Below are 19,849 nucleotides of genomic sequence, written 5' to 3'. Positions count from 1 at the left end.
CGCCGCGTCAGGCGACGAGATCCTCGAGGCGGACCGGGAAGCGCCTGATGCGCACGCCGGTGGCGTGCCATATGGCGTTGGCGATCGCGCCGACCGTACCGGTAATGCCGACCTCGCCGACGCCCTTCACGCCAAGCGCATTGACGTAAGGGTCGTCCTCCTCGACGAGGATGGCTTCGAGCGAGGGCACATCGGCATTGACCGGGACATGGTACTCCGCAAGGTCGGCATTCATGATCCGGCCGGTCCGATGGTCGTGGACCGCCCCCTCCTGCAGCGCGAAGCCGACGCCCCAGATCATGCCGCCGAAATACTGGCTGCGCACCAGGCGCGGGTTGATGATGCGGCCGGCGGCAAAGGCCCCGATCAGCCGCGTCGCCCGCACCTGGCCGAGATCCGGATCGACCTTGACCTCGGCGAACACCGCGCCATGCGTATACATGGCATGGGCCTCCGCCGCCGCCGGGTCGCGCATCGCCTTGGCGAAGCCGACCACCTCGGCGCGGCCGGCGCGCCGAAGGATCTCGACATAGCTCTCGCTGCGCGTTTCGTCGTCGCGGCGGTGAAGCCGGCCGGACCGGGCGACGAGCCCGATATTGCCGGCGCCGAACAGCGGCGACGCCGGATCGGCGCTGGCAAGCTCGGCGAGCCGCGCAAGCGCATCCTCGCCGGCATTGTGAAGCGCGAGCCCCGCGCTCGCCGTATGGCCCGAGCCACCGGCTATGCCGCCGTCGGGCAGGCTGGACCGGCCGGAATGGAACTCGACCTCGTCGATCGGCAGGCCGAGCGCCTCCGCCGCGATCTGGGCGAGCGCCGTCCAGGCGCCTTGCCCCATATCGGCGCCGCTCGTCTCGACCAGCGCGGTGCCGTCGGCGCGCAGGGTCGCGCGCGCCTCGGCCGGAAAGTGCGGGCAGCGGAACAGTGCCGTGCCCATGCCCCAGCCGACCAGGAAACCTTGCCTGTCGCGCATCTGCCTCGGCGCGAGCGGGCGGCCGGCCCAGCCGAACCGCTCCGCCCCCTGCGCATAGCACTCGCGCAGGGCCTTGGACGAAAACGGCCGGCCGGTCCCGGGTTCGGTTTCCGCGTAATTGGCCAGCCTGAAGGCGAGCGGATCCATGCCGCAGGCTTCGGCGGCCTCGTCGATGGCGGTTTCGAGCGCAGCCGAGCCCGACGCCTCGCCGGGAGCGCGCATCGGTCCCGGCGTGCCGGTATCGAGCCTGAGGCCGTCATGCTCGGCGAGGATGGCCGGGCTTGCATAGAGCGACAGCGACGCATTGGCCGCCGGCTCGATGAACTCGTCGAAGCTCGATGTCGCCGCAAGCGCATGGTGGTGCAGCGCCGTGATGCGCCCGGAGCCATCGGTGCCGATGCGCAGCTTCTGCCAGGTATGGCCGCGATGGCCGACCGGGCCGTACATCTGCGACCGGCTCAGCACCAGCTTGACCGGCCGGCCGAGCATGCGCGCCGCGAGCACGGCCAGGATCTGCGGCCCGTTGAGGATCGCCTTCGACCCGAAGCCGCCGCCGAGGAACGGCGAGCGGATGAGCACGTTTTCGGCGGGAATGCCGAAATAGGCCGCATAGGCGGCACAGCTCAGCGCCATCGCCTGATTGGGCATGTCGATGACGACACGGTCGCCCTCCCAGGCGGCGACAATGGCATGCGGTTCCATGGCATTGTGGTACTGCGCCGGCGTCGCGGTCTCGGTTTCCGTCACCCGCTCGGCGGCGGCGAAACCCGCGGCGAGATCGCCGAAGGCCGTCCGCGGCGGCGAACCGACGCCGACCGCCGCTGGCGCGAATGCCAGGCCGCTCGAGCGCCCGGTGCGTGGGCTCTCGACCGCATATTGCGGCTTCAGCAGCACCGCGCCCTCGGTCGCCGCCTCCAGCGTTTCGGCGATCACCAGGGCGATCGGCTGGTTGGCATAGCGCACGCCGTCATCCTGCAGCACCTCCACGCGGAAGCCGAAGGGTGGCATCTTTTCGTTCGGATCATGCGCCAGCGGCGGCCGGTTGGCCGGCGTCAGCACCTCGACGACGCCCGGATGGGCCTTGGCGGCGGCGACGTCGAGACGGGTCACCCGCCCGCGCGCGATGCTGCTGACGGCCGTGACGGCGTAGAGCAGGCCTTGCGGATGATTGTCGGCGGCATAGACGGCGCGGCCGGTGACCTTGAGGGTGCCGTCGCGGCGGGTCAGCGGCTGGCCGGCATTGGAGCCGTGCCGGCGCTGCTGGCTGAATCGGGGAGCAGTCTCAGGCGACATGGCGCGCTCCGGTCGTGGCGGAAAAGGCCGAGGCCGGCAGCGCCGGCATGGTCTCGGGCGTCCCTTCCAGGGCAAGGGTCAAGGCGCGCACGACGATGCGGCGCGCCAGCACGATCTTGAAGGCATTGTCGCCGGACGGACGCGCCTCGGCGAGCGCCCGGTCGGCGGCGCGGGCCAGAAGCTCCGCCGTCGGGCGCTCGCCGATCAGCAGCGCCTCGGCGTCCCGCGCCCGCCAGGGCTTTGCGGCGACGCCGCCCAGCGCGATGCGCGCGCCGGCGATCGTGCCGTCCTCGATGTCGAGCGCCGCGGCGGCGGAGACGACGGCAAAGGCATAGGAGGTGCGCTCGCGCAGCTTCAGATAGCGGGCATGGTGGCGGAACGCCGCCGCCTCTGCCGGCAGCCTGAGAGCGACGATGAGATCCCCGGGCTCCAGCACCGTCTCCCGTTCGGGCGTCGTGCCCGGCAGGGCATGGAGAAGGTCCAGAGGTATTTCGCGCGCACCACGGGCGCCCTCCACCTCGACCACGGCGTCGAGCGCGACGAGCGGCACGCAGAAGTCGGAGGGATGGGTGGCGATGCAGGCCTCGCTCCAGCCGAGCACGGCATGGAGGCGGTTGTCGCCCGCACGCGCATCGCAGCCGGTTCCCGGCGCGCGCCGGTTGCAGGCTGCCGCGGGATCGCCGAAATAGGCGCAGCGCGTGCGCTGCATGAGGTTGCCGCCGACCGTCGCCGCGTTGCGCAATTGCGCCGAGGCCCCCGACAGCAGCGCCTCGGCGACCGCCGGAAAGGCACGCGCGAAACGCGCGTCATAGGCAAGGTCGGCATTGCGGACGAGCGCGCCGATGCGCACGCCGCCGTCCGGCAGCCATTCGATGCGGTCGAGGCCGGGCAGCCTGGAAATGTCGATGACACGCTCCGGCCTGGCGACCCCGACCTTCATCAGGTCGACGAGATTGGTGCCGGCCGCCAGATAGGCCGAGCCCGGCAGAGCGCCGCTCGCCAGCGCTTCCGCGACGGTCGCCGGCCGCACATAGTCGAAACGGTTCATGCCGCGTCCCTCCGGTTCGCCGCCGTGATGGTTCTCTGCGCATCCAGCACGGCCTCGGTAATGCCCTGATAGGCGCCGCAGCGGCAGATATTGCCGCTCATCAGCTCGCGGATGCGCTCCGGATCGTCGCCGGCATGGCCTTCGGCGATGAGGCCGATGGCGCTCATGATCTGGCCGGGCGTGCAATAGCCGCACTGAAAGCCGTCATGGGCGATGAAGGCGGCCTGCACCGGGTGCAATGTCTCGCCGTCGGCCACGCCTTCGATGGTGGTGACCTCCGCCCCGTCGAGGCTCGCGGCGAGGATCAGGCAGGCGTTGAGCCGCCGCCCGTCGACCAGGACGGTGCAGGCGCCGCACTGGCCGCGGTCGCAGCCCTTCTTCGTGCCCGCCAGATCGAGCCGCTCGCGCAACAGGTCGAGCAGCGTCACGCGCGGGTCGTCGAGCGCGAGCGCGTGGCTCCGGCCATTGATCGTGAGGCTGATGGAGAGTGACATGGGGTACTCCATTCAGTGATCGTGATGTATGGATCGAAGTGGCCGCGAGGCGGCACGGACTTCGGCAATGGTGAGAGAGTGAGCGAGAACGGCCCGCCGGCCCCGATCGGGCGATCTGTGCCTCCGTGCACCGTCCCGATCCGCAACCTAGATATACGGAGGCAGCCTCCGCTTATCAAGAGGGGGACTGGCCTGTCCGAAAGGCGATTTCCGTTCGCGAGCCCGTTTCCGTTTGAGCGCCATGGCACCTGAGACCAAGAGCAAGCCCCGCAAGCCGCGCGCGGATTCGCTGCGCAACCGCGAACTGCTGCTCGAAGCCGCCACCGAGGTCTTCAGCGCCGGCGGTTCGCAAGCCAGCCTCGAGGCGGTCGCGCGTCGGGCCGGCGTCGGCATCGGCACACTCTATCGCCATTTTCCCACGCGCGAGGCGCTGTTCGAAGCGGTTTATCGCCGCGAGGTCGACCAGCTCGGCGATCTCGCCGACCAGCTCGCCCGCGCCGACGAGCCGGTCGACGCGCTGCGCCGCTGGCTGCATGCCAACGTCCGCCTCGTCGCGACCAAGAAGGGCATGATCGAAGCCCTGCAGCTCGGCGCGCACGGATCGAGCGAACTGAAGGCCTATTCGTTCGAGCGCCTCACGGCAGCGATCGGCCTTCTCCTGGCGCGCGGGGTCGCGGCCGGCGACCTGCGCGCCGACATCACGCCGGACGACCTGCTGCGCACCCTGGTCGGCATCTTCTATTCGCAGGGTCCGGCGGACTGGCAGCCGACCGCCCTGCGGCTGGTCGACGTTTTCGTCGACGGGCTGCGCAGGCATCGCGGCTGAGCATCGGCCTTCCGCCGGAGGGCCGCGCATTTCACGTAACTGCGCGCGCCCCGAACCACGGCAGTGTGTCCCGCAGCGCGGGCCAATGGAAGGCGATCACACCCCTTTGGTCTTGCCGGCGCGCCGGCCGCTGCCCCCGGCTGCCTTGGCCGCCGGAGCCTTGCGTTTGGCGGCGGCCGGCTTGGCGCTCTTCGCCGGCTGCGCGCCGTCCGCACCGGCCTTCGGGGCCCGGCCCTTCGGAACGGCGGCCTTGGCCGCCCCGTTCTTGACCTCGGCCTTGCTCCGCCGCTTCGCCACGTCGAGATGAACCGTGCCATCGCGGTAGCCGCAGGTGACCCGGTCCCCCTCGGTGATCTCACCCTTGAGCATGGCCTTGGCGAGCCGCGTCTCAATGAGCTGGCGGATCTGCCGCTTCAGCTCGCGCGCGCCGAATTCCGGCTGATAGCCGACCTCGGCGAGATGGTCGATCAGGCTCGCGTCGAAGACCAGCTCGACATCCTGGCCGCGGGCGGACTGGCGCACTTCGTCGAGCTGCAGCGACACGATGGTCTTGATCTGCTCCTTGTTCAGCGCGTCGAAAATGATGATCTCGTCGATGCGGTTGATGAACTCCGGCCGGAAATGGCGCCGCAGCACCTGCATGACGTCGTCGCGCACGGTGGCATTGTGGGTAAAGCCGATGGTCGAACGCGTGCCGCCCGTGATGATCTCGGAACCGAGATTGCTGGTGGCGATGATCAGCGTGTTGGTGAAATCGACCACCCGCCCCTTGCCGTCGGTCAGCCGGCCGTCGTCGAACACCTGCAGCAGCACGTTGTAGACGTCGGGATGGGCCTTCTCGATCTCGTCGAGCAGGATGACGCTGTAGGGCCGCCGCCGGATCCTTTCCGTCAGCTGGCCGCCCTCGTCGTAGCCGACATAGCCGGGCGGCGCGCCGATCAGCCGGGAGACCGCGTGGCGCTCCATATATTCGCTCATGTCGATGCGGGTCACGGCATTCTCGTCGCCGAACATCACCTGGGCCAGCGCCTTGGCAAGCTCGGTCTTGCCGACGCCGGTCGGGCCGAGGAACAGGAAGGTTGCGATCGGCCGGCCGCCGCGCGTCAACCCCGCCCGCGACAGCCTGATCGCGTCGCTCACCGCGCCGATCGCGCGCTCCTGGCCGATGACGCGCTCGTGCAGCCGCTCCTCGAGCCGCAGCAGCTTGTCCTTTTCCTGCGCGGTCAGCTCGGTGACCGGGATGCCGGTGAGCTTGGCGACGATCTCGGCGACGTCCGCGACCGAGACCTCGGCGGTGCTGGAGCCGAGCTTCTTGCGCCAGGCATCGTTCGCCTCGGCGAGCGCCTTCTGCTTGGCTGCGGCCTGCTGTTCGAGCTCGGTCGCCTTGTCGAACCGCCGGCGGCTCGTCTGATAGTCCAGCTCGCGGCGGATCTGGGCGATCTCCGCCTCCAGCTCCTGGATCTCCACCGGCCGCGACGTCGTCGACAGATGCACCCTGGCGGCCGCCTGGTCGATCAGATCGATCGCCTTGTCGGGCAGGAAACGGCCGGTGATGTAGCGGCTCGACAGCTCGGCCGCCGCAACGATCGCCGGGTCGAGGATCGTGACCTTGTGATGAACCTCGAACTTGTCGCGCAGGCCACGCAGGATGTTGACCGTCTGCTCGACCGTCGGCTCCGAGACCAGGACCGGCTGGAAGCGCCGCTCGAGCGCGGCGTCCTTCTCGATGTGCTTCTGGTACTCGGCGAGCGTGGTGGCGCCGATCAGGTTCATCTCGCCCCGCGCCATGGCCGGCTTGAACACATTGGCGATGTCGAGGCCACCCTCGCCGCCGCCCTGGCCGGCGCCGACGATGGTGTGCACCTCGTCGATGAACAGGACCAGGCCGTCCTGATTGGCCTTGACCTCCTCCATGACCTGCTTGACGCGCTCCTCGAACTCGCCGCGATATTTCGCGCCGGCCACGAGCGAATTGACGTTGAGCTCGACCAGGCGCTTGTCGCGCAGCACTTCCGGCACGTCGCCATGGATGATGCGCTGGGCCAGCCCCTCGACGATCGCGGTCTTGCCGACGCCCGGTTCGCCGATCAGGACGGGATTGTTCTTCTTGCGCCGGGCCAGCACCTCGATGGTCGTCTCCACCTCCTTCGAGCGCCCGATGACCGGGTCGAGCCGCCCTTCCCGCGCCATCAGCGTCAGGTCGCGGCTGACCTTGTCGAGCTGCGGCGTGTTGCTCGGCCCTGCGACCCGCCCCTCCTCGGCGCCCTTGCCGACCACCCGATCGGTCATCTGGCGCAGCGCCTGGACGGTCAGGCCGTATTTGTTGAGGAGATCGCCGGCGAAGCTCTCGGGCACCTCGGCGAGGCCGAGCAGCAGGTGCTCCGGGCCGATATAGGAATGGCCGAAGGCGCGCGAGGCGATGAAAGCGCGCTCCAGCGCCTTCTTCACCCGCGGCGACACGCCGATCTCCCGCTGGTTGGGATCCGGCTGGCCGCGCTCGCCGCCGAACTGGCGCTCGATCTGCGCGCCGAGTTCGGTCGGCGAAATCTTGAACTGCTTGAGGATCGCAAGCACCACGTCGCTCTCCAGCAGCGCCTGCAGCAGATGCTCGGTATCGACCTCGCGCCGGCCCGACTGCACCGCCCGCTCGGCCGCCCGCTGCAGCAGTTCCTTGGCCTTGTCGGAAAAGCGCCGCTCGAGATTGAGCGCGTCCCGCTCGGCTCCGCCGAAGCCCCGGCGCGGTGCTGCTGGCTGCGGCGTTTCCGTCGCGCCGGACATTCCGGGCCCCTGCCCGGCGAGACCGAAACCGCCGCTGCCGAACAGGGCTTCGAGCGGCGAAATATAGCGCTGGTGCCGGGTCAGCTGGGCATAGTGGTAGTCACAGACATCGAGCACGCGGCGCGCGCCGTCCTGTACGACGGTCACACGCACCGTCGCCGGCCGCTCGCCGCAGATATCGCAAAGGGAATGAGAAAACGTCATGTGATCCACCCTGGATGCCATGCTTCGGCTGATCGATTAGAGGAGCAAACGGCAAGAGGCGCAAGCGCGCCGGCGGTCGGCAGCCGGTCCCGGCCGGCCCGCGCGGCCGGCAAACCGTCGCGGGGCATGGCCCCGGCGGCGTCAACACAAAAATGCGAAATCAGCCTGCTATGAGGGGATTCGGACGCCTCTCGCCGTCATAGAATGCCAAGGACAGCACAGCCCATGCCTCCCGCTTCATCCGCAGCTCCCCAGACGGCCACCGCCCGCCGCGTCGTCGCCGTCGTGCTCGATGGCCTGCGCCGCGACTTCGTCCGCCCGGAGACGACGCCGGCACTTGCGGCGCTGCGCCGGCGCGCGAGCTGGTTCGCCGCGCACCGCACCGTGTTTCCGTCGCTGACGCGCGTCGTCTCGGCCTCGTTCGCCACCGGCTGCCGGCCCGCCAGCCATGGCCTTGCCGGCAACACCATCGCCCTTGCCGATGATGGCGCGCTCGCGCTGCACGATGTCGGCCGCCCCGACTTCATCGATCTCAAGCGCCGCCTCACCGGCTCGGTCCTCGCCCGTCCGACGCTGGCGGCCAGGCTCGCGCCACATGGCGGCGCGGTGATCGTCAACAATGTCTCTCCGGGCGCCGCCTATCTGCACGACCCGGAAGGCCACGGTCATGTCTTCAACCGGGCCGGCTCCTTCGGCCCCGGCCGGCGCTCCCTTCTCGGCGCCGAGGCGCTGGCCGCAACTCCGGATCTTGCCGGCGACCGGATCGCGACCGACCGCTTCATCGCCGAGATGTTCGGTGCCCGGCGGCCAGCCTTCGGTCTCCTCTGGCTGTGCGAGCCGGATACGACGCAGCATGCCGTGCCGCTCGGCTCGGCCCCCCATCGCGCAACCCTGAAGGCCGCCGACGCCCACGCGGCCATGGTGATCGCCGCCGTCGAGACCGCGCGCGCCGCGGGTGAAGACATCCTTCTGATGGTCGGCTCCGACCACGGCCATCAATCGATCAGGGGCGTCATCGATATCGAGGCGGAGCTGGTCGGTGCCGGTCTCAAAGCCGCGCCCGGCTCGCGCGACGTGCTCGCAGCCCCGAACGGGACCGCTGCCCTGATCTATGTCGATGCGGCGGCGCAAGAGCGCGTCCCCGCCATTGCGGCGTTCCTCTCCGCCCAGCCCTGGGTCGGCCAGGTCTTCGCGCCGGACGCCTTCGCGGCCATCGGCGTGCCCGCCGGCGGCGGCCTTGCCCTGGCCGTCGCGCTCGCAGCCTCCGACGAAGCGAATAGCGAAGGGATTCCCGGCCTGAGCTTCGAAGCCCTGCCCGTCGAGGGCAAGAGCGCCCATCTCGGCTTCGGCTCGCATGGCGGGCTCGGACGTTTCGAGCAGTCGCCGACCCTGCTGCTCGAAGGCGGCGGCTTTGCCGCCGGCCGCAGCATCGAGGAGGCGAGCTCGATCATCGATCTCGCCCCGACCTTCCTGCATTTCCTCGGCGTCGCGGCCGACGGAGTCGACGGTCGCGCGCTGCAGACGATTTAGCCGGCTTTGGCCCGGCCGGGATAATCCGGATCCGGCAGGAACGGATAGGGACCGGCCGCCGTCTCGACATAGGCCGTGTGGCTGACGAGGCCGGCCGTCTCGCTCCAGACATGGAGATGGAAGGCCGCCGGCTCGAAATTGAAGTTCGGCTCGGCCGTGTCCTTGAAGTCGAGCACGACCTGATGGGCGATGCTGGGTCCGATCTGAGCCAGCGTCCCGGCGAACAGGGCCTGGATCGGCCGATGGTGATGACCTGAGAGGATGCGCACGATCTGGCTGTTGGCCCTGACGATGCCGGCGAACTCCCTGGCGCCCTCCAGCAGCATGATCTGGTCCATCAGCCTGACGCCGCAGGCAAAGGGCGGATGATGCATGACGACCACCGTCGGCTTCGCCACGTCCTCGGCGAGCCGGTCGGCGAACCAGGCCAGCCGCTGCCCGCACAGCGCGCCGGCCCCCGATCCCGGCTTGACCGTGTCGAGCCCGATCATGCGCAGCGGGCCGAGATCGGCGGTCCACTGGGCGAATGTGTCGTGCTGGGCAAGGCCGGGATAGCCGGCCAGCACGGTCTTCAGGTTCTCGCGCCGGTCGTGATTGCCGGGCACGAGCCAGACCGGCATGGTGAGGCGGTCGAGCAGACGCTTCAGCACCTCATATTCGGCGATCAGGCCGTTATCGGCGAGATCGCCCGAGATCACCACCACGTCCGGCAGCGGATCGAGCCGCATGAGCGCCGCGACGGCGCGTTCGGCGAGCATGTTGGTTTCCACCACCCGATAGGCCGGCAGGCCGTGCGGGCGAATGTGAAGGTCGGTCAGGTGGGCGATCAGCATGGCGGCCTCGTCGGCGGAACGGGCCCTCGGGCAAGGGCCACGCCCGCCTAGGCCCGCGACGTGACAGGAGGACGACGGCCGCCCTTCGTCGAACGCCGCGCCGGACGGCCACCAGGACGGCGCGTCGATGGCGGAACTGCCGGCACGGCCTGCCGTGCGGCGTTGCGATGCCGGCCGGCGCCGAGCGCGCGCGGTGGCGGGCCGCCTGCGACATCCGGCGCCGGCGGGGGCGGCGCGCCGTCATCGGACTGTCGTCCGCGGCGCGTAACGGGGGGCCGTTCCCAGGAGCCCCCATGGCCGGCATCGTCCTCGACCGGATCGACAAGTCCTTCGGCACGACGCGTGTCCTCGGCGGCATCGACCTGTCCTTCGGCGCCGGCGAATTCATCTCGCTGGTCGGGCCCTCCGGCTGCGGCAAGACCACGCTGCTGCGGATCATCGCGGGCCTCGAGGCCGCCGACCACGGCCGCGTGTCGATCGGCGGCGCCGATGTCACCGGCCGGCGCGCCGCCGACCGCGACGTCGCCATGGTATTCCAGAACTACGCGCTCTATCCGCATATGACGGTGGAGCAGAACATGGCTCTGCCGCTGGTCATGCGCCGTCTCGGCGCGTTCGAGCGGATGCCGTTGCTGGGCCGGCTGGTGGCGGGAACCGGCGCGCGCCGCCGGTCGATCCGCGCCGATGTCGAGGCTGCGGCCAACGTCCTCTCGATCGGCCATCTGATGGACCGGCGGCCCGGACAGCTGTCCGGCGGCCAGCGCCAGCGCGTCGCTCTCGGTCGCGCCATCGTCCGTCAGCCGCAGGCTTTCCTGATGGACGAGCCGCTGTCCAATCTCGACGCCTCGCTGCGCCACGACATGCGCAAGGAGCTGGTCGAGCTGCACCGGCGCGTCGGCGTCACCACGGTCTATGTCACCCATGACCAGGCCGAGGCGATGACCATGTCGGACCGCGTCGCGGTGATGCGCGGCGGCAAGGTGCAGCAGTTCGGCACGCCGCGCGACATCTACGAGCGCCCGGCGACGATCGATGTCGCCAGCTTCATCGGCTCGCCGCGGATCAATCTCCTCGCCGCCGAGGTCGACAGCCGTGGCGCCGTCATTCTCGCCGGCCGGCCGGTGGGCCTGCGCGCCGAGGCGGCAGCGGGGCCGATCACGCTCGGCATCCGCCCGGACCATGTCGCGCTGGGCGCGTCCGGCCTGCCGGCCACCATCCGCCATGTCGAGTTCCTCGGTGCCGAGGTGCTGGTCTATCTCGCCGAGCCGGTCACAGGCGCGGAGGTGATCGCACGGCTCGCACCCGAGGCCTGGGCCGGGGTCGAGCATGGCCGCACCGTCGGCCTCGGCCTGCCGGCAGGCCGCCTCCTCGCCTTCGCGACAACCGGCGCGCGCCTTGCGATGCGCCTCGAACAGCAGGCGGTGCCGGCCCTTGTCTGATCTCGCCCTGCCAGCCCCCCTCGCCCGGACCCGCGCGGCCGACCGGCCCGCCATGGGCGAGGCTCTCGCGGCCTGGCTGCTGACGCTGCCGGCGATCCTCGCCTTCGTCGCGATGCTGCTTCTGCCGACCGCGGCCGTGGTTGTCATCGCCTTCACCGACTACGAGCTCGGCGCGCGCAGCCTGCGTTTCGTCGGTCTCTCGAACTTCGCGGAGCTGCTCGACGACAGGGGCTTTGCCACGGCCTTGCGCAATACGGTCTTCTTCGTGGCAGTCACGACGCCCGCCTCGCTGTTCGGCGGCCTCGGCCTCGCCCTGCTGATCGAGGGCGGCACGCGCGGGCGGACGCTGTTCCGCGCCGTCTTCTTCCTGCCGGTCGTTTCGCTGATGGTCGCGATGGCAACCGCCTTCCAATACATGTTCCACCCGACGATCGGCCCGGTGAACGCCGCGCTGCGTCTCTTCGGCCTTGCCGGCCCCAATTGGCTCGGTTCGTCCGACAGCGTCCTGTGGACGCTCGCCGTCATCGGCGTCTGGGAACAGGTCGGCTTCAACATGGTGCTGTTCCTGGCCGGGCTCACCGCCATCCCGCGCGATCTCTATGCCGCGGCGGAGGTCGACGGCGTCCGCTCGGCCTGGTCGCGCTTCACCACCGTCACCTGGCCCCTGCTCGGGCCGACGACGCTGTTCGTGCTGACCATCACCATGATCCGCGCCCTGCGCGTCTTCGACATCGTCGCGACGCTCACCCAGGGCGGGCCGAACAAGGCCTCCGAGGTGCTGCTCTACACCATCTATACCGAGGCCTTCAGCTTCCTGAGGATGGGGTATGCCGCCGCCGTGACCGTGGTGTTCCTGGCCGTGGTGGTGGTGCTCATGCTGATCCAGACGCGCCTGATCGACCGGCGCGTGCATTATGGCTGAGGCGACGATGGCCCCGTCCCTGCATCGCCCGCAGCGCCTTGTCGCCGACCTGCCGCGGCTCGTCCTCCTCGGCCTGCTCGGGCTGCTCTTCCTGATGCCCTATCTCTGGATGGTGTCGGTTTCGCTGAAGCCGATGGACGAGGTCTGGCGCGCCACGCTGTCGCTGATCCCCGAAACCCTGGCCATCGACAAGAATTACGGCCGGGTGTTCCGCGAGGTGCCGATCGGGCGCTATCTCCTCAACGGCGTCATCGTCTGCGCCGGCATCCTCGCCTTCCAGCTCGTTTTCGCCATTCCCGCCGGCTACGCCCTCGCCAAGCTCAATTTCCGCGGCCGCGACACGCTGTTCGCCTTCGTCATGCTCGGCCTGCTGATCCCGGCCCAGGTGCCGGCGATCCCGCTCTATATCGCCTTCGCGGGAACCGGGCTGCTCAACAGCTATGCCGCGCTGATCGCGCCTTCGACCATCTCGGTCTTCGCCATCTTCATGTTCCGCCAGTTCTTCCGCGCCATGCCGGACGAGATGATCCAGGCGGCACGCATGGACGGCCTCGGCGAATGGTCGATCGTCTGGCGCATCGTCCTGCCCAATGCCTGGCCGGCGGCCACGGCCTTCGCGATCTTTTCCGTGGTCGCCCACTGGAACGACCTGTTCTGGCCGCTGATCGCGGTCTCCGGCAAGGGTGAGCTCGCGACGCCGGCGCTTGGCGTCATCTATTTCCGCACCGAGGAGGCGGGGGACGATTTCGGCGCGCTGATGGCCGCCGCGACGCTCACCACCCTGCCGCTGGTCGCAGCCTTCCTTCTCGCCCAGCGGCGCTTCGTCGAGGGCATCACCATGACCGGCCTCAAGGGCTGAGGCGTGCCGATCCATTGGACTGAGCTGGAGCCTTTTCCATGTCCCGACCGATCACTTCCCTGCCGCTCGACCGCCGCGCGGCACTCGGCCTCATGGCCGGCGCGGCCACGATCGGCATGCCCTCCGTCGTGCGCGCCCAGACGATCGAACTGGTCGCGCACTATTCCATGCCGCCGATCTTCAAGGAGGCGCAGGAGAGCCTAGCCGAAGCGTTCAACCGCCGGAGCGACAAGGTCAAGGTCGGCTATGTCAATCCGACCCCGACCTACGAGGAGGGCGCACAGCTGATCCTGCGCCAGGCGACGACCGGCGGGCTGCCCGATGTCTCCTTCCAGGGGCTGAACCGGCTGCGTCTGTTCTCCGAGCGCGGCATCGCCGCCGACCTGAAGCCGTTCCTGGCACGCGAGGGCGACGTCGAAAAGCTCGGCTATTCCGCGCCGCTGCTCGGCCTCGGCTTCCACGGCGGCGTGCAGTGCGGCCTGGCCTTCGCGACCTCCAATCCGATCAGCTACCTGAATGCCGACCTGCTGCGCCGCGTCGGCCAGGATCCGGATCGCTTCCCGACCCATTGGGACGAGGTGATCGCGCTCGCCGCCCGCATCTATGCGCTCGGCGACGGCAACGAAGGCATGTTCTTCCGCTGGCCGGGCGACGACTGGATGTTCTCGGCCCTGCTCTACGGCCATGGCGGCCGCATGCTGACGCCCGACGAAACCAAGGTCGCCTTCGACGGGCCGGAAGGCCTTGCCGCGCTGAAACTGCTCGATCGCATGGTCAAGGAGGGCAAGATGCCGAATTTCGGCGCCTCCGCCACCTCCACCGCCGATCTCCAGGCTTTCGGCGCCGGCAAGCTCGGCGCCATGTTCCGCACCACCGCGCAGGTTCGCCAGGTCTCGGGCATGGTCGGCCGCAATTTCGAATTGCGCACCACCACCCTGCCGGTGATCGATCCGGTCAAGGGCCGCCTGCCGACCGGCGGCGCGGGCGTCATGCTCGTCGCCAAGAATCCGGCGCGCCAGGCGGCCGCCTGGGAATTCATGAAATTTGTGACATCGGCCGAGGGCACCGCCATCATGGCGCGCAATACCGGCTACGTGCCGTGCAACCAGATCGCCATCGACGATCCCGCCCATCTCGGCGCCTTCTATGCGGCCAACCCGCTGTTCCAGGCGGCGACCAGGCAGGTTCACCTGATGATCCCCTGGTATGCCTTCCCCGGCCAGAACTCGGTGCGGGTCACCCAGATCATGGTCGACAATCTCGCCCGCATCGCCGAGCAGAAGGCGAGCCCGGAAGAGGTCCTGCGCGACATGGCACGCGAGGTCGCAAGGCTCATTCCCCGCGCCTGAGCTGTCATAATCGCGCGCTTGCACCGTCCGAAGAGCCGGCCGGAATCGGCCGGCGGGCCGCGCCGCGGGCCGCCATGGGTGCTCTGCGACAATCCGGCCCGCCCCTCACGGCGGGCCGGAAAACGCTGCGATGTCAGCATCTTGGATGCCCACCCTCAGATCCCGGACGGCGCGCGCTTCTCCTAAAGTCAGCAGCTTTTGTCACGATCGTCACACACCTGTCATCGAGAGCAGCCAGAGGTGGGGGAGCAGATCGCAGTTTTTTCTGGCACTCGAGGTACCCCAATCATGTTCAAGCGGATCTCAGCTGCGGCGGCTCTGGCCGTTGCGACACTCTTCGCGCAGCCGGCCGCGGCCCAGGGCGTCGAGTTCACGGGAGCCGGCGCCACGTTCCCGGCCCCGGTCTATAACGCCTGGGCGGCCGCCTTTAAGCAGGCCACCAACAACACGCTGAACTACCAGGCCATCGGCTCGGGCGGCGGCATCAACCAGATCCAGAACCGCACGGTCGATTTCGGCGCCTCCGACGCCCCGGTTCCGAGCGAGCGCCTGACGCAGCAGAAGCTGGTTCAGTTCCCGGCCGTCATCGGCGCGGTGGTGTTCATCGTCAATCTCGACGGCGTGAACAAGAACCAGCTCAAGCTGACCGGCGAGATCGTCGCCGACATCTATCTCGGCACCATCAAGACCTGGAACGATGCGCGCATCGCCGCGATCAATCCGGGCGTGACCCTGCCGAACCTGGCGATCCAGCCGATCTACCGCTCGGACGCCTCCGGCACGACCTTCGTCACGACCAGCTACCTCTCGGAAGCCAGCGCCAAGTGGAAGGCCGAAGTCAGCGCCGCCACCTCGGTGCAGTGGCGCACCGGCGCGGGCGCTCGCGGCAATGACGGCGTTGCCGGTGCCGTGCGCAACACCAAGGGCGCGATCGGTTATGTCGAATATGCCTTCGCCGCCGAGAACAACCTGACCACCACCCAGCTGCAGAACGCCGCCGGCCAGTTCGTCGAGCCGACCACCCCGAACTTCCAGGCTGCCGCCGCCGCCGCGGATTGGGAGAACGCCCGCGACCTCGCCGCTTCGATGATCAACAAGCCGGGCGCGCAGAGCTGGCCGATCGTCAGCCCGACCTACATCCTGTTCCCGCGCGACCCCCGCGATGCCGGCCGTGCCCGCGCCGCGCTGGACTTCTTCTCCTGGTCGTTCGCCGCCGAGGGCGGCAAGATCGCCGAGCGCCTGCACTACATCCCGCTGCCGGCGAGCGTCGTGACCCGCGTCAAGGCCGCCTGGGCCAACATCCAGAACGCCCAGGGCCAGCCGATCTGGACCGGCCCGAGCCAGTAAGCCAAAGAGAACGATGCCCGCGCCGGCCACGGCGCGGGCATCCCACTGTCCGACGCCGTGCCTCTCCGCGACCGAGCCCTGTGAGACCTCATCCCGTGACAACTGTCGCCGAGCCTTCGCTAACCACAGACCGAAGCTCCAACCTGGCGCGCACCATCCGGCGCGGCCAGCTGGCCGACGCCGTTTTCCACGCCCTGCTGTGGGCGTCCGGTGCGCTCGTCCTCCTCATCCTCGGCGCGATGATCGCCCTGCTGGCCTATGACGGCTGGCCGGCGCTGCGCCATTTCGGCGCCGCTTTCTACACGACCGCCATCTGGAACCCGGTGACCGAGCGCTTCGGCGCCGCGTCCATGCTGTTCGGCACGCTGGTGACCGCCGTCATCGCGGTGATCGTCGCCGTCCCGGTCTCCTTCGGCATCGCCTTCTTCCTCACCGAGGTCTGCCCCCAGCGGCTGCGCAAGCCGATCGGCGTGACCATCCAGCTGCTGGCCGCGGTGCCTTCGATCATCTTCGGCATGTGGGGGGCACTCGTCGTGGCCCCGCTGATCGCGGCCTATATCCAGACGCCGCTGATCGCCGCGCTGTCCTGGCTGCCCGTCGTCGGCGAGGTCTTCGCCGGCCCGCCGCAGCAGTTCAGCGTGTTCACCGCGGGCATCATCCTGGCCCTGATGATCCTGCCCTTCATCACGGCCATGTTCGTCGAGACGCTGGAATCGGTGCCCGCCATGCTGGCCGAATCGGCCTACGGCATCGGCGCCACCACCTGGGAAGTGTTCCGCAGCGTGCGCGTGCCCTACGGCCGCACGGCGATGGTCGGCGCCGGCATGCTGGGGCTCGGCCGGGCGCTGGGCGAGACCATGGCGGTCACCTTCGTCATCGGCAATGCCAACCGCATCAGCACGTCGATCTTCGCGCCCGGCTCGTCGATCGCCTCGGTCATCGCCAACGAGTTCGGCGAGGCGCAGGCCGGCAGCCTGAAGCTCCACGCGCTGCTGCAGCTCGGCTTCGCCCTGTTCGTCATCTCCTTCATCGTGCTGGCCATCTCGCGCTGGCTCGTGCGCAGCCGCCTGGACTAAAGGACCGCCATGGCTACCCCCTCCACCGGCCGCATGAACCGGCGGCTCTTCGCCGACAAGGTCGTCAAGGCGATCTCGACCGGCTTCGCCGTGGTCGCGCTGCTGCTGCTCGCCTGGATCCTCTGGACGCTCGTCTATAACGGCCTCTCGGCGATCAGCATCACGACCTTCACCAACGATGCCTTCGGCCGCCCGCAGGGCCTGATGAACGCCATTGTCGGCTCGCTGCTGCAGGTCGGCATCGCCACCGTCATCGCGACCCCGGTCGGCGTGCTCGCCGGCACCTATCTCGCCGAGCAGGGCAAGGGCTCCTGGATCGCCGAGACCATCCGGTTCATCAACGACGTGCTGCTCTCGGCGCCCTCGATCCTGATCGGCCTGTTCGTCTACACGCTGATCGTCGTGCCGATGGGCCGCTTCTCCGGCTGGGCCGGCACGGTGGCGCTCGCCATCATCATCCTGCCGGTGGTCCTGCGCGCGACCGAGGACATGCTCCGACTGGTGCCGACGCCGCTGCGCGAAGCCGCCTTCGCCCTTGGCGCCTCGCACTGGACGGTGGTTTCCGCGGTGCAGTGGAAGGCCGCGCGCGCCGGCATTCTCACCGGCCTCCTGCTCGCCGTCGCGCGCGCCGCCGGTGAGACGGCCCCGCTGCTGTTCACCGCCTTCGGCAATCCGCAATTCACCGTCAATCTCTCCTCGCCGATGGCGACCTTGCCGGTGCAGATCTTCAACCTGACGCTCAGCGCCGATCCCGCCTCGATCGCGCTCGCCTGGGCCGGCGCCCTGATCATCACGCTCGGCGTGCTCGTGCTCAACGTCGTCTCGCGTCTCATCATTGCCCTCGGACAGAGGAAGTAAGCCATGACCGTCGCCGTCTCCGACACGCTGATCAACAAGGCGCGAACCACCTCCTCCCTCGAGGGCGTGCCGGCCCGCGTCAGCGTCAAGAACCTGAATTTCTACTACGGCCAGTCGCAGGCCCTGAAGAACATCAACTTCGACATGCTCGACCGGCGCGTCACCGCGATGATCGGCCCGTCCGGCTGCGGCAAGTCGACCCTGCTGCGCGTCATCAACCGCATGTTCGAGCTCTATCCCGGGCAGCGGGCCGAGGGCGCGATCATCGTCGATGGCGAGAACATCATCGACAAGAAGACGCCGGCCGCCATGACCCGCGCCAAGATCGGCATGGTGTTCCAGAAGCCGACGCCGTTCCCGATGAGCATCTACGACAACATCGTGTTCGGCATTAAGCTGCACGAACGGCTGTCGCGCGAGGACCTCGACGAGCGGGTCGAATGGGCGCTGCGCAAGGCAGCGATCTGGGACGAGGTGAAGGACCGCCTGAAATCCTCGGCGCTCGGCCTGTCCGGCGGCCAGCAGCAGCGCCTGTGCATCGCGCGCACCATTGCCGTGAAGCCGGACGTGATCCTGCTCGACGAGCCGACCTCGGCGCTCGACCCGATCTCGACCTCGCGCATCGAGGAGCTGATCGACGAATTGAAGCGCGACTTCACCATCGTTATCGTCACCCACAACATGCAGCAGGCGGCCCGCTGCTCAGACGTGACCGCCTTCTTCCTGCTCGGCGAACTGATCGAGCAGGGCCCGACCAACGACATCTTCGTCAACCCGAAGAAGCGCGAGACCCTCGACTACGTGACGGGCCGCTTCGGCTGATTCGCCGGCACGGCCGGGGCCGCGTGTCCCGGCCGGCCTGTCGACCGACGATCCACGATCGAGCAAGACCCATGAAGGACCATACCGTCAGCGCGTTCGACGACGAACTGCGGGAGCTCGGCGCCTTGGTGGCCGAGATGGGCCGCCTCGCCCGCGAGAGCACCGTCATCGCTGTCGGTGCCATCGGCGATGAAGCCCCCGGCCTGACCGAGCAGGCCGGGCTTCTCGACCGCCAGATCGATGCCCTGCAGCAGAAGACCGAAGAGGCCGGCATCCTGCTCATCGCCCGGCGCCAGCCCGTCGCCTTCGATCTGCGCGAAGTCGTCTGCGCCCTGCGCATCTCCAACGACCTGGAGCGTATCGGCGATCTCGCCAAGAACATCGCCAAGCGCAATGCCGCGCTCGGCGCAACGCCGCCGCCGGCGCCGCTGGTCACGGGGCTTCAGCGCCTCTCGTCGCTGGTGGTGGAGCGGCTCGACATGGTGCTCGCCTCCTTCGCCGGCCGCAGCGCCTCCCAGGCGCTGGGCATCTGGGCGACCGATCGCGCGGTCGACGACGTCTATACGGCCGTCTTCCGCAACATCCTGACCTACATGATGGAAGACCCGCGCAACATCACCGCCTGCACCCAGCTCGTCTTCGTCGCCAAGAATCTCGAACGGATCGGCGATCACGTCTCGAACATCGCCGAGTCCGTGCATTATGCGGCAACCGGCGAAGCGCTCGACATCATCCGCCCGGACACGCGCGACACGGTCGGCGCGGCGGTCTGACGGCCCGGCTTACCGGGTCTGATGCACCGCCTCCAGGTGGTGGCCGTCGGCATCGATGATGAAGGCGGCATAATAGCTCGGGCCATAGTGCAGCCTGAGCCCCGGTGGGCCGTTGTCGGTCCCGCCATGGGCGAGGCCGGCGGCATGGAAGCGATCGACCGCGCCGTGGTCGGGCGCGTTCAGAGCCAGATGGAAACCCGGCCCCGGCGCCCGGACCGGACCGGTCTGGCGGAACAGCGTCAGCCCCTCCTCCGCGGCGCTCGGGCCATAGCCGACGCCCTTTTCGGCCGTCCAGACCCGCTGAAAGCCAAGGGCCGCCATCACCGCGTCGTAGAACGCGGTGGCGCGCGCGAGGTCGCTGACCCCCAAAGACACATGCGACAGCATCGGCATGGCGAATCCTCCCGCCAACAAGGCTAGCAGCCCCA

17 protein-coding genes are annotated in these 19,849 nt (G+C 69.0%); 11 read left to right on the top strand and 6 right to left on the bottom strand.

The window, feature by feature from the left end; genetic code table 11:
• Nucleotides 1-7: 7 nt before the first annotated feature.
• Genes OZ671_RS20145 through OZ671_RS20135 form a run of 3 tightly spaced genes read right to left on the bottom strand, consistent with a single transcriptional unit; the run spans nt 8 to nt 3,805 of the window.
• Nucleotides 8-2,263: a xanthine dehydrogenase family protein molybdopterin-binding subunit gene (locus OZ671_RS20145; RefSeq protein WP_268862408.1), complete on the bottom strand. Its 2,256-nt coding sequence runs from the start codon at nt 2,261-2,263 to the stop codon at nt 8-10.
• On the bottom strand, nt 2,253-3,311 hold the full coding sequence (locus OZ671_RS20140; RefSeq protein WP_268862407.1) for an FAD binding domain-containing protein: 1,059 nt from the start codon (nt 3,309-3,311) through the stop codon (nt 2,253-2,255). Before OZ671_RS20140 ends, OZ671_RS20145 begins: the two co-directional genes overlap by 11 nt.
• A complete protein-coding gene (locus OZ671_RS20135; protein ID WP_268862406.1) occupies nt 3,308-3,805 on the bottom strand; it encodes a (2Fe-2S)-binding protein in 498 nt (165 codons plus the stop codon). The genes OZ671_RS20140 and OZ671_RS20135 overlap by 4 nt, the downstream gene beginning before the upstream one ends.
• 241 nt (nt 3,806-4,046) lie before the next feature.
• On the opposite strand from OZ671_RS20135, the gene OZ671_RS20130 reads away from it, so the two are divergent.
• Nucleotides 4,047-4,631: a TetR/AcrR family transcriptional regulator gene (locus tag OZ671_RS20130; protein ID WP_268862405.1), complete on the top strand. Its 585-nt coding sequence runs from the start codon at nt 4,047-4,049 to the stop codon at nt 4,629-4,631.
• Between the two features lie 96 nt (nt 4,632-4,727).
• On the opposite strand, the gene OZ671_RS20125 is transcribed toward OZ671_RS20130, so the two are convergent.
• Nucleotides 4,728-7,613 carry an ATP-dependent Clp protease ATP-binding subunit gene (locus OZ671_RS20125; RefSeq protein ID WP_268862404.1) on the bottom strand — a complete coding sequence of 962 codons (2,886 nt, stop codon included), beginning with the start codon at nt 7,611-7,613 and terminating at the stop codon, nt 4,728-4,730.
• A 225-nt stretch (nt 7,614-7,838) separates the two neighbouring features.
• On the opposite strand from OZ671_RS20125, the gene OZ671_RS20120 reads away from it, so the two are divergent.
• Nucleotides 7,839-9,143 (top strand): alkaline phosphatase family protein, encoded by a 1,305-nt coding sequence (locus OZ671_RS20120; RefSeq protein WP_268862403.1) that lies wholly within the window; start codon nt 7,839-7,841, stop codon nt 9,141-9,143.
• On the opposite strand, the gene OZ671_RS20115 is transcribed toward OZ671_RS20120, so the two are convergent.
• A complete protein-coding gene (locus OZ671_RS20115; protein WP_268862402.1) occupies nt 9,140-9,976 on the bottom strand; it encodes a phosphodiesterase in 837 nt (278 codons plus the stop codon). The genes OZ671_RS20120 and OZ671_RS20115 overlap by 4 nt on opposite strands.
• Nucleotides 9,977-10,269: 293 nt before the next feature.
• On the opposite strand from OZ671_RS20115, the gene OZ671_RS20110 reads away from it, so the two are divergent.
• The 9 genes from OZ671_RS20110 (at nt 10,270) to phoU (ending at nt 19,421) form a co-directional block, all read left to right on the top strand.
• The gene (locus OZ671_RS20110) at nt 10,270-11,415 is read left to right on the top strand and encodes an ABC transporter ATP-binding protein (protein ID WP_328286393.1); all 1,146 of its coding nucleotides are present in this window, start codon (nt 10,270-10,272) and stop codon (nt 11,413-11,415) included.
• The gene (locus OZ671_RS20100; RefSeq protein ID WP_268862401.1) at nt 11,408-12,337 is read left to right on the top strand and encodes a carbohydrate ABC transporter permease; all 930 of its coding nucleotides are present in this window, start codon (nt 11,408-11,410) and stop codon (nt 12,335-12,337) included. The genes OZ671_RS20110 and OZ671_RS20100 overlap by 8 nt, the downstream gene beginning before the upstream one ends.
• Nucleotides 12,338-12,344: 7 nt before the next feature.
• Nucleotides 12,345-13,196: a carbohydrate ABC transporter permease gene (locus OZ671_RS20095; RefSeq protein ID WP_268862400.1), complete on the top strand. Its 852-nt coding sequence runs from the start codon at nt 12,345-12,347 to the stop codon at nt 13,194-13,196.
• 38 nt (nt 13,197-13,234) lie between these two features.
• Complete coding sequence (locus tag OZ671_RS20090; protein ID WP_268862399.1) at nt 13,235-14,545, top strand: ABC transporter substrate-binding protein; 1,311 nt, start codon at nt 13,235-13,237, stop codon at nt 14,543-14,545.
• A gap of 288 nt (nt 14,546-14,833) precedes the next feature.
• On the top strand, nt 14,834-15,892 hold the full coding sequence (pstS, locus tag OZ671_RS20085; RefSeq protein ID WP_268862398.1) for a phosphate ABC transporter substrate-binding protein PstS: 1,059 nt from the start codon (nt 14,834-14,836) through the stop codon (nt 15,890-15,892).
• A gap of 95 nt (nt 15,893-15,987) precedes the next feature.
• Nucleotides 15,988-16,968, top strand: a complete 981-nt coding sequence (pstC, locus tag OZ671_RS20080) for a phosphate ABC transporter permease subunit PstC (RefSeq protein ID WP_268862397.1) — start codon at nt 15,988-15,990, stop codon at nt 16,966-16,968.
• Between the two features lie 9 nt (nt 16,969-16,977).
• Entirely contained in the window at nt 16,978-17,826 is an 849-nt protein-coding gene (gene pstA, locus OZ671_RS20075) for a phosphate ABC transporter permease PstA (protein WP_268862396.1), read from the top strand.
• A 3-nt stretch (nt 17,827-17,829) separates the two neighbouring features.
• Nucleotides 17,830-18,648, top strand: coding sequence for a phosphate ABC transporter ATP-binding protein PstB (gene pstB / locus OZ671_RS20070; protein WP_268862395.1), 819 nt, complete (start codon nt 17,830-17,832; stop codon nt 18,646-18,648).
• Nucleotides 18,649-18,719: 71 nt separating this feature from the next.
• Nucleotides 18,720-19,421: a phosphate signaling complex protein PhoU gene (phoU, locus tag OZ671_RS20065; RefSeq protein ID WP_268862394.1), complete on the top strand. Its 702-nt coding sequence runs from the start codon at nt 18,720-18,722 to the stop codon at nt 19,419-19,421.
• A 9-nt stretch (nt 19,422-19,430) separates the two neighbouring features.
• Here phoU and OZ671_RS20060 read toward each other — a convergent pair whose 3' ends face one another.
• Nucleotides 19,431-19,808, bottom strand: coding sequence for a VOC family protein (locus OZ671_RS20060; RefSeq protein WP_268862457.1), 378 nt, complete (start codon nt 19,806-19,808; stop codon nt 19,431-19,433).
• Nucleotides 19,809-19,849: the final 41 nt, after the last annotated feature.

This window comes from Phreatobacter sp. AB_2022a (genome assembly GCF_026847585.1).
GTDB lineage: Bacteria > Pseudomonadota > Alphaproteobacteria > Rhizobiales > Phreatobacteraceae > Phreatobacter.
The sequence above is the reverse complement of the archived record's forward strand: the minus strand, read 5'-3'. Positions and strand labels throughout refer to the sequence as shown.

Bases quoted from the DNA above. Each gene is read 5' to 3' on its own strand.
- OZ671_RS20090 (WP_268862399.1), top strand. From the start codon at position 13,235: ATGTCCCGACCGATCACTTCCCTGCCGCTCGACCGCCGCGCGGCACTC.
- OZ671_RS20125 (WP_268862404.1), bottom strand. From the start codon at position 7,613: ATGACGTTTTCTCATTCCCTTTGCGATATCTGCGGCGAGCGGCCGGCG.
- OZ671_RS20115 (WP_268862402.1), bottom strand. From the start codon at position 9,976: ATGCTGATCGCCCACCTGACCGACCTTCACATTCGCCCGCACGGCCTG.
- OZ671_RS20130 (WP_268862405.1), top strand. From the start codon at position 4,047: ATGGCACCTGAGACCAAGAGCAAGCCCCGCAAGCCGCGCGCGGATTCG.
- pstA (WP_268862396.1), top strand. From the start codon at position 16,978: ATGGCTACCCCCTCCACCGGCCGCATGAACCGGCGGCTCTTCGCCGAC.
- OZ671_RS20140 (WP_268862407.1), bottom strand. From the start codon at position 3,311: ATGAACCGTTTCGACTATGTGCGGCCGGCGACCGTCGCGGAAGCGCTG.
- pstS (WP_268862398.1), top strand. From the start codon at position 14,834: ATGTTCAAGCGGATCTCAGCTGCGGCGGCTCTGGCCGTTGCGACACTC.
- OZ671_RS20135 (WP_268862406.1), bottom strand. From the start codon at position 3,805: ATGTCACTCTCCATCAGCCTCACGATCAATGGCCGGAGCCACGCGCTC.
- OZ671_RS20120 (WP_268862403.1), top strand. From the start codon at position 7,839: ATGCCTCCCGCTTCATCCGCAGCTCCCCAGACGGCCACCGCCCGCCGC.
- OZ671_RS20060 (WP_268862457.1), bottom strand. From the start codon at position 19,808: ATGCTGTCGCATGTGTCTTTGGGGGTCAGCGACCTCGCGCGCGCCACC.
- OZ671_RS20145 (WP_268862408.1), bottom strand. From the start codon at position 2,263: ATGTCGCCTGAGACTGCTCCCCGATTCAGCCAGCAGCGCCGGCACGGC.
- OZ671_RS20095 (WP_268862400.1), top strand. From the start codon at position 12,345: ATGGCCCCGTCCCTGCATCGCCCGCAGCGCCTTGTCGCCGACCTGCCG.
- phoU (WP_268862394.1), top strand. From the start codon at position 18,720: ATGAAGGACCATACCGTCAGCGCGTTCGACGACGAACTGCGGGAGCTC.
- OZ671_RS20110 (WP_328286393.1), top strand. From the start codon at position 10,270: ATGGCCGGCATCGTCCTCGACCGGATCGACAAGTCCTTCGGCACGACG.
- pstB (WP_268862395.1), top strand. From the start codon at position 17,830: ATGACCGTCGCCGTCTCCGACACGCTGATCAACAAGGCGCGAACCACC.